Source organism: Yersinia frederiksenii ATCC 33641 (genome assembly GCF_000754805.1).
Taxonomy (GTDB): domain Bacteria; phylum Pseudomonadota; class Gammaproteobacteria; order Enterobacterales; family Enterobacteriaceae; genus Yersinia; species Yersinia frederiksenii.
This window is the reverse complement of sequence record NZ_KN150731.1, coordinates 713800-726284: the sequence shown is the minus strand read 5'-3', so window position 1 is coordinate 726284 and position 12485 is coordinate 713800. Positions and strand designations below refer to the sequence as shown.

Sequence of the window (12485 nt, the reverse complement as noted above, 5' to 3'; positions counted from 1 at the left end):
TTGTGTTAATTGGATGGCGATGTTCCCAGGCAGGCAGCATGGTACTGGCGCAATACATCCTGGATATGATCGATAATCAGTTCGTGCGGTGTTGCTGCAAAAAGGCTTTCACGGACCTTAACGTATTGAAGAGGCAGATACTGACTGATTAATGGCAGTGGAATCGATTCATCCGCCAAATTTTCTATTAACTTGGAATAAGCCTTATCAATGTCTTGATCCGGCCAGTAGTAGCGAATGCGGTCAGAGTAGCTATAACCACGAGCCAACCGACGTGCTTCGTGACTGCCGTGATAGTGATGTTTCCAGTAATCCGGCTGTTCCTGCATGACGTTTTCCAGCACATCACGCAGACCTGAGCACTGGTGTGCCGGCCGTAATTCTTGTTCAATTGCCGCCAGTGAAAAAAGCGCTTCACGCAATGCGAAAGTGAGTGCCGGGCCCACTTTTAAAATAGCGAAGTGATGCTGAACGAGCTGCCGTAGGGCGAGTGGGGTTTGATAATCGGTGGAGTGAGCCTCAAAGACCATGGTGTCAAATTCTTCGATCATTTGACTGAGGGCCAGTGATTTCTTCGGTTGATAATCAATAACATGGGTATGGTCGAATTCGACACCCGGCTGGACGACCAGCCCGATAATCCGCGGCCATAGGTCACTCAATCCCTGTTGTTCAAAAGCGTGGCGGTGAGCTGCTAATGTGGCTTTTGCTGCTTGTGGTGAGGTGACCGCCAGTGTTGATAGGGTTTCATGTGCACCACCGGGAACCGGGACTTCGGTGCCGATGACATACACCAAATCAGAGGAACCATATTGATCCTTACGAGTTTGTTCTGCTATCAGAGCCAACCTGGCAGCTCTGTTAGCAACAATTTCATCGGTTAAAGGCACGGGGTCATCAGCACAAGACATACTGCAATCAAGGTGGATTTTCTTAAAGCCCGCAGCAACATAGTGGCGAATAAGTTCTTCCGCCTGAGTCATCGCTTCTTCCGCAGGGGCATTTTGCCAGCGGTTAGGCCCAAGGTGATCGCCACCCAAAATCAGCTGGTCGCGAGGAAACTGATGGTTATCCGCCATTTGTTCAACAAAACCACGGAAATCAGCCGGAGTCATGCCGGTATAGCCGCCATACTGATCGACCTGGTTGGAGGTCGCTTCTATTAATAAGATAGATTCTGTTGCCCGGGCGTGGCGTATTGCTGCTTCCAGAACCAGTGGGTGCGCAGAACAGACGGCAAAAATGCCACATCCGATATCCTGTTTATGGTCAGCCACAAACTCGGTTAAATGTTTCACTTTCCTCTCCGTATGGGTTTTAGGTTGCTTTTGTCTTTCGATTTGTTGCATTGATACTGCTTTATCGTGGAATAAAAACAAAACGAAAGATAATAAAATTGGGATCTGTTTCGCAAAAGAAACATAATGAAAGGGTGTTTGGTGAGGAAACGGACCTCTTTCCGGCAATGTTAAAACTTGCTTTCCCGCAAAAGAAAGGTATTAATAGGCAAAGTGAAAAGAAACGAAAGGCTTTTAGAAAGGATGTCCTATGAGCAATAGTGATTCGGTAGCGGACAAACGTATAACGGGTACAAGTGAAAGGCGTGAGCAGATTATTCAGCGGCTGCGCCAACAAGGAAGTGTTCAGGTTAATGATTTATCGTCATTTTTTGGTGTTTCTACGGTGACGATCCGCAATGACCTGGCTTTTCTGGAAAAACAAGGAATTGCGGTACGGGCTTACGGCGGCGCGCTGGTGTGTGACTCAGGGACGCCGGGGATCGAGCCGACGGTAGAAGATAAAAGCTCCCTTAATACATCATTAAAGCGCAGCATTGCCCGGGTGGCCGCCAACCTGATTAAGCCAGGGCACCGTGTTATTTTGGACTCCGGCACGACCACCTATGAAATTGCGCGCCTGATGCGCAATCATAAGGAGGTTATTGCGATGACCAACGGCATGAATGTGGCGAATTCACTGCTAGACGCTGAAGGAGTAGAACTGTTGATGACCGGAGGACACTTGCGGCGTCAGTCTCTTTCCTTTTATGGTGATCAAGCCGATCAATCTTTACAGAATTACCACTTCGATATGCTGTTTCTTGGGGTTGACGCCATTGATCTTGAGCGAGGCATAAGCACACATAATGAAGATGAAGCACGGCTCAATCGCCGAATGTGTGAAGTCGCGGAACGTATTATTGTAGTTACTGACTCCAGCAAATTTAATCGTTCCAGTTTACATAAGATTATTGATACTCAGCGCATACATATGGTTATCACCGACCAAGGCATTCCTGCGGAAAGTTTGAATGGGCTACGTAAAGGTGGGATTGAAGTTATTCTGGTTGGGGAATAGTGGCGGGATCTAGTTATGCAAATATTTAGCCTCATCTAACATAGTGACAGTGATGTACCCAAGATACAAAGCCGGCAATCATCATCGATTTTGCGGGCTTTTTGTCTTCGCTCGGATTATCTGGCAATGGCGGGTTTAACTTATTGTGATAATGATCATTCCGTCCTGAGCATTATAATGTTATTTAATCATTCACATTAATGAATGTCGGAGTCATTATGAACTATTTAGAATTGCAGGCATTGCGTCAGATTTTTTTTATGAGCTATGAAGAGGCGGCAAATTATATTGCAGGCGATAAAGATACGGAAATGTGGCAACAATGGGAAAAAGGAGAGCAAGACATTCCCGCAGCAGTGATTGAGACTCTGACTTTGATGAATGAAAAAAGAAAGAAAAAGATTAATGCCATTCTTAAAAAGATAAATAATCGCATTGGGAATAATACTATGCGCTTTTTCCCCGATTATGAGGCATTTCATGCTGTTTATGCTGATGGAGACTTTCTAGAATGGAAAGTTTATCAATCTGTTGCCGCCGAGCTGTATTCTCATGATCTGGAACGTTTGTGTTAAACAGTATATAGAATGTTACGATAATGAATAGCTTTACTTTCTGACACCAAAGTATCTTGCATTAATTATTCCTTGATGGCCTAAGTATATTGACACTTCAAGGAAATTAATTGCTTGCTGTCATAATATGACTCATGTCATAAAAATGAATAATATGTTTCCTTTCTCACAAATTCAAAAATAAACATCTTGTGTATTATTACCTATTAACGGCATGCTCAATTCTCTCTATTTATCATTAAAATCTATCATTCTAACTGTTGCTATTAAATAAATACCCGACTTGTTAAATGATTGGCGTATATGTTGCAGTAATGTTGTTAAGAATGCGTCAGTGGCATGGAGAAAAGTACAATTATAACGGGGGAAATAGACCAATAACATCCAGCTAGGCTGTCCATAGAAATAATCTATGAATTACCTTCAAAAAATGAATTATTTATTGCTAAGCCGGATTGTTAGTATGGAAATACATGAAGTGCCTAGCCTTTTAGGATTTTTTTACTTGTCGCATTGAGTCTGGTTGTCATTTTCTTGCACCACAAAATTCACCGGGAAAGTACCTCTAGATCAGGTTTTTTTGAGATAGATAGCAGGAAAGAAAACCCTGTAGACTGCATCAAAAAAATCCTTTTCTGCAAAGGGTTTATATGAAAAAAAATTACATACCAACATCTATCGGCTTGTATATTAATTATTTGGTCCACGGCATGGGTGTCATATTGATCAGCTTAAATATGCCCCATCTACAACAGCAGTGGCAAACTGACGCCGCAGGTGTGTCGATTGTCATTTCATCATTAGGAATAGGGCGGCTGAGTATTCTACTGATAGCGGGCATGCTCTCCGATCGTTTTGGTCGAAAACCCTTTGTTTATCTGGGAATGGCCTGTTATCTGGTCTTTTTCCTCGGAATCCTCGGTACAAAAAGCATTGTTATTGCCTATTGTTTCGGTTTCTTGGCGGGCATGGCAAACAGCTTCCTTGACTCTGCTACCTATCCATCACTGATGGAGGCCTTCCCGAAAACGCCAAGCACGGCGAATATTCTTATTAAAGCATTTGTTTCCGGTGGACAATTTATTTTACCGTTTATGATCAGCATATTAGTGTGGTTTGACCTCTGGTTCGGCTGGTCGTTTTTAATTGCCGCCGCTGTCATGCTGGTGAATGCACTCTATCTGTTTCGATGCCCCTTCCCACCGCATGATTCTCCGCTGAAAATCGAGCCGGCTATTGATACCGCTGAATCTAAGACAGCTAAAAGTTATACCTGCTCAATGTTAGATCTCGCCAGCTTTACACTGTATGGATATATCGCGATGGCGACGTTTTATCTGGTTAGCCAGTGGCTAGCGCAATATGGACAGTTTGTGGCGGGGATGTCTTATACCCTGTCTATCAAACTCCTCAGTGTCTATACCATCGGCTCTTTGCTATGCGTCTTAATTACTGCGGGATTGGTTAAGAAAACGGTGAGTTCGACCACATTGCTAATGCTTTATACCTTTATATCTTTCGTTGCCTTGCTGGCGGTGTGTTTATATACCACCGTAACCACCGTGTTTATTTTTTCCTTTGTTATTGGCTTCTCTGCTGCCGGCGGTGTTATGCAACTCGGATTGACACTGATGGCGATGCGTTTTCCGCAGGCTAAAGGTAAAGCCACCGCTATTTTTTATAGTGCAGGAAGTTTGGCGACATTCACGATCCCATTGATTACCGCCAAACTCTCGCAAACCAGTATCGCCCATATTATGTGGTTTGATGTGGGCCTCGCTGCTGCCGGTTTCCTGACGGCACTGTTTATTGGCTATCGCAGCAGGAGGGAACAAAGTTATATCGTAAAAATGAATCAAGTTCAGGTCTGAAAGAAAAGATAGTGTGTAGCTAGGAGTTGCGAGCTACACACTCATGCATAAGTTACTTAAATGTCATTAGCTGGCATGAACTGAAGATAAACTTCTTAAATGTCTGAGCGGCTGGCGATAATATCTGATTCTTACGGGTTGCCAGGCAAATATAGCGAGTCGGGCCAGGGTCTTTGATGTGCATGACATGAACGTTAGAATGTTTAAGTGTGCTAATTCGCGGCATAATCGCGATACCATAATTAATACTGACAAGCCCAACCATTGCCGTATCTTCTTCAACATAACAGGTTATTTCTGGGATCAGTTTTCTCTGCATAAACATCTTGTCAATAAATTGGCGTAAACCACTTTTTTGTGAAAAAAAGATAAAGGGATAAGGAATGGTGTCCTCTAATGCGATTTCACTTTCATTACGCAATGCTAATGGGTGATCACGCGAGGTGACCAGCACCAGTTCCTGACTAATTAATGGAATAAACTCTATTTCGGGTTCTTCTGGCATTTGAGAACAGAAAGCCAAATCAAACTTATCAGCTTTGAGATCGTCAATAATTGATGACGATGTCCCTTGATAGAAGCAAAAACGCTTATTTTCATGACCGGGAATATGTATAAAACGGTCAATCAGTTGGGGAACGATAGTCTCCCCCATGGTGTAAATAAATGCCAGCCTAATAGTATTATTTTCAGAACCGGTCATTTGACGCAAGGCAAGACGGCCATTTTCCAACTCAAGCAGTGCATTCTCCACATAAGGCAAAAAGATTTTCCCACTCTCTGTGATTCGCACATTTCTACCGATTTTTTCAAACAAAGTGACACCCAGCTCTTTTTCAAGCTCAGATATGGCATGGCTCAATGACGGCTGGGCGATGAACAGGCTTGAGGCTGCTTCTGTGTAATGTTGTTTTTCAGCTAAGCGCTTAAAATAGTGTAATTGTTTTAAATTCATCCAGTTTCCCGTGACACCTCGTTAATTTCTTCCTCTCGGTATACCTGTCATTTCAAGAGCATTATGGTCAGTTTGACTAATAGTTGAACATACGATAAACATTCTGTTTGTACCACTGACTCGGTCACATAATGTTGTGGTGCGATTTTGGCATTATCTTATTTATTTAATGAGAAAGGATATTGGTTCACGAGGACGTGCAAAATTATTATGGCGTTGTGCAATATAACATGCACTTTTTCCTCATGAAGAAAATAAACCGAGTAAATGAACTGTTAAATACGTTAGTTATAAGTCATAGATGGATAATGACAGCTGATGAGGGGGCTTTTTTCTGATTGATATACATCATGGTAATGTCTACCGGATCACAGTAATACCCCTAACCGTATCTGATGTCTCTTTTATAAAATGATAGTATTAAGAAAATCTACTTTTATATTTGATAATTTTTAACTTCCTCACAGAATTCAAACGTCTATCATTTCATCAGTGTATTTTCTTGCCTTATTACCTTGTTGTATTGGTTTTGTAAAATAAAAACAATCTAACAACAATATTGTCGCCATATCCTCTTTGCACTTTGCAATAAAATTGGAAACGAAAACGTCATATTATGTATAAACCAAGGTTGCCGTTATATATATTGTATAGGGTTGGTAGTTTATTGATGTTTTATAAAAAATGTATTTAATAAAAAATTAACAATAAACGGAGAGAAGTATGAGCCAAAATAAGGCCTTCAATGCGCCATTTTTATTAGCGGCCATAAGTATATATCTAAGTTATTTTCTTCACGGGATCAGTGTGATTACCTTGGCACAGAATATGACCCCTTTGGCTGAAAAATTTAACACCGACAGTGCTGGAATAGCCTATGTCATTTCTGGAATAGGTTTGGGAAGATTAGTTTGTATTCTATTTTTCGGTGTCATCTCTGATAAGTTCGGCAGGCGTTCAGTTATTTTTGTAGGTATAGCACTCTATATCTTATTTTTCTTCGGTATCCTTGCCAGTCCCAATCTGATTGTTGCGTTTATTCTGGCCTTCTGTGTGGGGGCAGCGAATGCGGCATTAGACACCGGGGGTTATCCTGCATTGATGGAGTGTTATCCTAAAACTTCAGGCTCTGCTGTGATTCTACTGAAGGCGACAATTTCCTTTGGGCAAATGTTCTACCCGATGTTAGTCAGTTTCCTGATGGTGAGCCAACTGTGGTTTGGCTATGCCATGATCATTCCGGGCGTGCTATTTATTCTGGTCACTCTGCTGGTGATGAAGAGTAAGTTTCCCAGCCAGACAGTGGATGCCGCTATTGCCAAAGACTTGCCTCAGATGAGCAGTAAGCCTTTAGCATGGCTGGAAGGTGTCGCCTCAGTGGTATTTGGGGTCGCGGCATTTTCCACATTTTATGTTATCGTCGTTTGGATGCCAAAATATGCGATGGCCTTTGCCGGAATGGCCGAAGCGGATGCATTAAAAACTATTTCTTACTATAGTTTGGGTTCATTATTGTGCGTCTTTCTCTTTGCCTTCCTGCTTAAAAGTATGGTGCGCCCTGTGTGGGCCAATGTATTTAATACTGGGCTAGCTGTCATTGCCGCCGCTGTTATTTATCTGTATCCATCTCCGCTGGTTTGTAATGTCGGGGCGTTTGTTATTGGTTTCTCTGCTGCGGGTGGGATATTGCAACTGGGTGTCTCGGTTATGTCCGAATTCTTCCCGAAAAGCAAAGCCAAGGTTACCAGTATTTATATGATGATGGGGGGATTGGCGAATTTTGTTATTCCACTCGCTACCGGTTATTTATCCACTATTGGTCTGCAATATATCATATTGCTAGATATCGTATTTGCTCTTGTTGCTTTCTTCACCGCGATAGTCGTCTTTATTCGCTACTATAAAGTCTTCAAGATCCCACAAAGTGATTTTCGTTTTGGTGAGCGATTCCTTCAATGATCGCCTTGCTGAAAATTAATAAGATAAATATTAATTAAGAAATCTAAATATACCCATTTTTAGTGAGGAGTTGTTAATGGACGTGACTGCAAAATATGAACTGATTGGGTTAATGGCTTATCCTATCAGACATAGCCTATCGCCAGAAATGCAGAATAAGGCATTGGAAGAGGTAGGTTTGCCTTACACTTATATGGCTTTCGAGGTAGATAATTCCACTTTTGGTCATGCTATCGAAGGTCTCAAGGCATTAAAAATGCGTGGCACGGGTGTTTCTATGCCCAATAAACAGCTAGCTTGTCAATATGTTGATGAATTAACGCCTGCGGCCAAATTAGTAGGTGCCATTAATACCATTGTTAATGATAACGGTTTTCTTCGAGGATATAACACCGACGGCACTGGGCATATTAAAGCAATCAAAGAAACGGGCTTTGATATTAAAGGTAAGAAAATGGTCCTGGTGGGGGCGGGTGGCGCATCTACCGCGATTGGCGCACAGGCGGCAATTGAAGGTATCAAGGAAATCATGCTATTTAACCGGCGTGATGAGTTTTACGAAGAAGCTCTCGCCTTTGCCAAACGGGTTAATGACAATACAGATTGTACTGTGACGGTATACGACCTGGCGGACCAAAAAGCGTTTGCTAATGCTATTGCCAATGCTGATATTCTGACTAACGGTACAAAAGTGGGAATGAAACCACTGGAAAATGAAAGTATCGTCAGTGATATCTCGATGCTGCGCCCTGAGTTGCTTGTTTCTGAGTGCGTCTATAACCCTCATATGACTAAGCTGCTACAGATGGCCATGGAAGCTGGGTGTAAAACTGTCGATGGATATGGAATGTTGTTATGGCAGGGTGCTGAGCAGTTTAAGCTTTGGACTGGAAAAGAGTTTCCGCTGGAATATATTAAAAAGGTTATGGGGTTCAACGCATAGCCATCCTGCTTGGGAGCATACTGACTATTGCCTGTTGTCAGGCATTAATGGAAGGGACAAGAATGAAAACCGTAACAGTAAAGAATCTGGTCATAGGTGAGGGTGCTCCTAAAATTATCGTGTCATTGATGGGAAAAGATGTCGCGACGATTAAGTCTGAGGCTGAATATTACCAAGACTTTGATTTTGATATTCTGGAATGGCGAATTGATCATTTTGCAGATGTGAAAGATATCGAGAGCATTCTCGAGGCTGCACAGCAGCTCAGAAATATTATTCATAATAAGCCTATTCTCTTTACCTTTCGAACAGCTAAAGAAGGGGGAGAGAAAGAGATATCACCTAATGATTATCTTGCGTTAAATAAGAAGATGATTGATAGCGGTCAGGTTGACATGATTGATTTGGAGCTTTTTACGGGCGATCAAGAAGTCAGCGCCACGATAGAATATGCTCATGCTAAAGGTGTAAAAGTTATCATGTCTAATCATGATTTCCATAAAACCCCACCCAAAGATGAGATTGTTAAACGCCTGTGCAAAATGCAAGATCTTGGGGCCGATATTCCTAAAATTGCATTAATGCCACAAAACAAAAGCGACGTGATGACACTGCTGGCGGCGACATTAGAAATGCATGAAAAATATGCTGACCGCCCAATTATTACTATGTCGATGTCGACTCTGGGAATTATTTCTCGCTTATCAGGTGAGGTCTTTGGTTCGGCAGCAACATTTGGTGCACTGAAAAAAGCATCTGCGCCGGGTCAAATAGATATTAAGGAATTAAGATCTGTTTTAACAGTAATACATCAATCCTAACGTAGTGCTTATTTAACCGTTATTCAGAGATCTCTCTGGTTTCTGAATAACCATTCCTACCCGATATTTATTTACAATGCCCTAATGGCAATGTGACGTTTTATTTTCTTGATGGACAGAAACTAATTCGATCATGATTAGGCATATCTATGGAATTGGAGAAACTATGAAACTGGAAAAACCGAAAAGAATTAATGGTCGGGTTCCCGTTTTATCCGCTGAGGATGCTGTAAAATATATTCCGGATGAAGCGACACTCTGTGTATTAGGTGCAGGTGGTGGGATTCTTGAAGCGACAACATTAATTACGGCATTAGCTGAGCAATATAAAAACACTCAGTCACCACGCAATTTATCTTTAATTAGCCCAACGGGATTAGGCGACCGGGCTGAAAGAGGTATTAGCCCACTGGCTCAAGAGGGACTAGTGAAATGGGCGCTTTGTGGTCATTGGGGACAATCGCCGCGTATTTCTGATTTGGCCGAACAAAATAAGATTAGTGCCTATAACTATCCGCAAGGTGTTTTAACTCAAGTTATTCGGGCATCCGCCGCTCACCAGCCGGGCATTTTAACTAATATCGGTATTGGTACATTTGTTGATCCGCGCCAACAAGGTGGGAAACTCAATGAAGTGACCAAAGAAGATCTCATTAAATTGGTTGAAATTGATAATAAGGAATATCTCTTTTATAAGGCTATTGCACCAACCATTGCTTTTATACGTGCCACGACGTGCGACAGTGAAGGTTATGCCTCTTTTGAAGATGAAGTGATGTATCTGGATGCCTTAGTTATCGCACAGGCCGTACATAACAATGGCGGTATTGTGATGATGCAAGTGCAGAAGATGGTTAAGAAAGCCACTCTTCATCCGAAATCTGTCAGAATTCCCGGTTATCTTGTGGATATTGTGGTTGTTGACCCGGCACAGACTCAACTCTATGGTGGCGCGCCGGTTAACCGCTTTATTTCCGGCGATTTTGTGTTGGATGATAGTACTAAGATGGCGATTCCGCTGAACCAGCGCAAGCTAGTTGCCCGTCGTGCGCTATTTGAAATGCGCAAAGGGGCGGTCGGGAATGTGGGGGTGGGTATCGCGGATGGTATCGGCCTGGTTGCCAGAGAAGAGGGTTGCGCTGATGATTTTGTATTAACGGTGGAGACCGGCCCCATTGGCGGTATTACGACACAAGGTGTGGCTTTTGGTGCCAACGTTAATACCCGCGCGATTCTAGATATGACCTCACAATTTGATTTTTATCACGGCGGTGGCCTAGATGTTTGTTATTTGAGTTTTGCTGAAATAGACCAACAGGGTAATGTTGGTGTGCATAAATTCAATGGCAAGATTATGGGTACCGGTGGCTTTATTGATATCAGTGCAACGTCGAAGAAAATTATATTCTGCGGGACATTAACTGCGGGCAGTCTAAAAACAGAAGTGAGTGAAGGAACACTAAAAATTGTCCAGGAAGGGCGAGTTAAAAAATTCATCAAAGAAATACCGGAAATAACATTCAGTGGGAAAATTGCACTGGAGCGTGGCTTAGATGTTCGTTATATCACTGAGCGTGCGGTATTTACGTTAAAAGAAGATGGACTTCATTTAGTTGAAATTGCCCCCGGCGTTGATCTGGAACGTGATATTTTATCGCAAATGGATTTCAAGCCTATTATATCCAGCAATTTGAAATTAATGGATGAAAGAATGTTTTACGATAACGTCATGGGATTTGTTTTGCCTGAAGATAATTAATATAGGGGAGTGAAGAATATGGACTTTAGCTTAACCGAAGAGCAAGAGTTATTGTTGGCAAGTATTCGGGAACTCATAACCAATGACTTCCCCGAAGAGTATTTCAGGACCTGCGACCAAACCGGAACTTATCCTAAAGAATTTATGAGAGCGTTATCTGATAACGGTATTTCTCTGTTAGGTGTGCCGGAGGAATATAATGGGATCCCGGCTGATTATGTCACGCAAATGCTGGCGTTAATGGAGGTCTCAAAATGTGGCGCACCGGCATTTCTGATTACTAATGGGCAATGTATTCACAGTATGATGCGATTTGGTTCACCAGAACAATTGCGGAAAACTGCGGAAAGTACACTCGCGACCGGTGACCCGGCTTATGCTCTGGCCCTCACCGAGCCGGGTGCGGGTTCAGACAATAATAGCGCCACGACCAGCTATACACGTAATAATGGCAAAGTGTATTTGAATGGCCAAAAGACTTTTATTACTGGAGCCAAAGAATACCCTTATATGCTGGTGCTGGCGCGGGATCCTGAACCGAAAGATCCTAAAAAAGCCTTTACGCTGTGGTGGGTTGAGTCGAATCGCCCTGGTATTAAAATCAACCCATTGCATAAAATTGGTTGGCACATGCTGAGCACGTGCGAAGTCTATCTCGACAATGTCGAAGTGGATGAAAGCGATATGGTTGGCGAAGAGGGAATGGGCTTCCTGAATGTCATGTATAACTTTGAGATGGAGCGCCTGATTAATGCAGCTCGCAGCACCGGTTTTGCCGAATGTGCTTTTGAGGATGCAGCCAAGTATGCTAACCAGCGTATTCAGTTTGGTAAGCCAATTGGCCATAACCAAATGATTCAGGAAAAACTGGTATTAATGGCGGTAAAAATTGAAAACATGCGCAATATGGTACTTAAAGTGGCATGGCAGGCTGATATGCATCAGTCGCTAAGAACCAGTGCGGCTATGTGTAAATTATATTGTGCTCGTACTGCACTGGAAGTGATTGATGATGCAATACAAATTATGGGCGGACTTGGCTATACCGATGATGCACGCGTTTCGCGCTTCTGGCGTGATGTTCGCTGCGAACGAATTGGTGGCGGGACCGATGAAATAATGATTTATATTGCGGGCCGTCAGATCCTAAAAGACTATCAGAATAAGTAGCTAGCTCTGACAATCCGTTCACATTATGAAATGTGGACGGATTAAATTTGCAATAAAGCCATTAGGTTTGCCAT

10 protein-coding genes are annotated in these 12485 nt (G+C 42.6%); 8 read left to right on the top strand and 2 right to left on the bottom strand.

Translation table 11 applies throughout. The annotated features are described in order from the left end of the window. Positions 1–5: 5 nt before the first annotated feature. Complete coding sequence (gene kbaZ / locus DJ58_RS18230; protein WP_004712316.1) at positions 6–1298, bottom strand: tagatose-bisphosphate aldolase subunit KbaZ; 1293 nt, start codon at positions 1296–1298, stop codon at positions 6–8. Between the two features lie 250 nt (positions 1299–1548). Between kbaZ and DJ58_RS18235 the strand changes: the two genes are divergently transcribed. The 3 genes from DJ58_RS18235 (at position 1549) to DJ58_RS18245 (ending at position 4804) form a co-directional block, all read left to right on the top strand. After that, entirely contained in the window at positions 1549–2358 is an 810-nt protein-coding gene (locus DJ58_RS18235; protein ID WP_004712315.1) for a DeoR family transcriptional regulator, read from the top strand. Positions 2359–2576: 218 nt separating this feature from the next. Beyond that, positions 2577–2933 (top strand): YdiL family protein, encoded by a 357-nt coding sequence (locus DJ58_RS18240; protein WP_032911958.1) that lies wholly within the window; start codon positions 2577–2579, stop codon positions 2931–2933. A gap of 650 nt (positions 2934–3583) precedes the next feature. Then, positions 3584–4804, top strand: coding sequence for an MFS transporter (locus tag DJ58_RS18245; RefSeq protein WP_032913190.1), 1221 nt, complete (start codon positions 3584–3586; stop codon positions 4802–4804). Positions 4805–4856: 52 nt separating this feature from the next. Here the strand turns inward: DJ58_RS18245 and DJ58_RS18250 are convergent, their stop codons facing one another. Next, complete coding sequence (locus tag DJ58_RS18250; RefSeq protein ID WP_004712312.1) at positions 4857–5759, bottom strand: LysR family transcriptional regulator; 903 nt, start codon at positions 5757–5759, stop codon at positions 4857–4859. A gap of 723 nt (positions 5760–6482) precedes the next feature. Between DJ58_RS18250 and DJ58_RS18255 the strand changes: the two genes are divergently transcribed. The 5 genes from DJ58_RS18255 (at position 6483) to DJ58_RS18275 (ending at position 12411) form a co-directional block, all read left to right on the top strand. Further along, positions 6483–7718, top strand: a complete 1236-nt coding sequence (locus DJ58_RS18255; protein ID WP_032911955.1) for an MFS transporter — start codon at positions 6483–6485, stop codon at positions 7716–7718. Positions 7719–7794: 76 nt separating this feature from the next. Continuing rightward, complete coding sequence (gene ydiB, locus DJ58_RS18260; RefSeq protein ID WP_032913189.1) at positions 7795–8661, top strand: quinate/shikimate dehydrogenase; 867 nt, start codon at positions 7795–7797, stop codon at positions 8659–8661. 62 nt (positions 8662–8723) lie between these two features. Further along, entirely contained in the window at positions 8724–9482 is a 759-nt protein-coding gene (aroD, locus tag DJ58_RS18265) for a type I 3-dehydroquinate dehydratase (RefSeq protein WP_032911953.1), read from the top strand. Between the two features lie 166 nt (positions 9483–9648). Then, positions 9649–11241 carry an acyl CoA:acetate/3-ketoacid CoA transferase gene (locus DJ58_RS18270; protein WP_004712308.1) on the top strand — a complete coding sequence of 531 codons (1593 nt, stop codon included), beginning with the start codon at positions 9649–9651 and terminating at the stop codon, positions 11239–11241. A gap of 18 nt (positions 11242–11259) precedes the next feature. Continuing rightward, the gene (locus DJ58_RS18275) at positions 11260–12411 is read left to right on the top strand and encodes an acyl-CoA dehydrogenase (RefSeq protein ID WP_004712307.1); all 1152 of its coding nucleotides are present in this window, start codon (positions 11260–11262) and stop codon (positions 12409–12411) included. Positions 12412–12485: the final 74 nt, after the last annotated feature.

Bases quoted from the DNA above. Each gene is read 5' to 3' on its own strand.
- DJ58_RS18235 (WP_004712315.1), top strand. From the start codon at position 1,549: ATGAGCAATAGTGATTCGGTAGCGGACAAACGTATAACGGGTACAAGT.
- DJ58_RS18240 (WP_032911958.1), top strand. From the start codon at position 2,577: ATGAACTATTTAGAATTGCAGGCATTGCGTCAGATTTTTTTTATGAGC.
- DJ58_RS18245 (WP_032913190.1), top strand. From the start codon at position 3,584: ATGAAAAAAAATTACATACCAACATCTATCGGCTTGTATATTAATTAT.
- DJ58_RS18250 (WP_004712312.1), bottom strand. From the start codon at position 5,759: ATGAATTTAAAACAATTACACTATTTTAAGCGCTTAGCTGAAAAACAA.
- DJ58_RS18255 (WP_032911955.1), top strand. From the start codon at position 6,483: ATGAGCCAAAATAAGGCCTTCAATGCGCCATTTTTATTAGCGGCCATA.
- ydiB (WP_032913189.1), top strand. From the start codon at position 7,795: ATGGACGTGACTGCAAAATATGAACTGATTGGGTTAATGGCTTATCCT.
- aroD (WP_032911953.1), top strand. From the start codon at position 8,724: ATGAAAACCGTAACAGTAAAGAATCTGGTCATAGGTGAGGGTGCTCCT.
- DJ58_RS18270 (WP_004712308.1), top strand. From the start codon at position 9,649: ATGAAACTGGAAAAACCGAAAAGAATTAATGGTCGGGTTCCCGTTTTA.
- DJ58_RS18275 (WP_004712307.1), top strand. From the start codon at position 11,260: ATGGACTTTAGCTTAACCGAAGAGCAAGAGTTATTGTTGGCAAGTATT.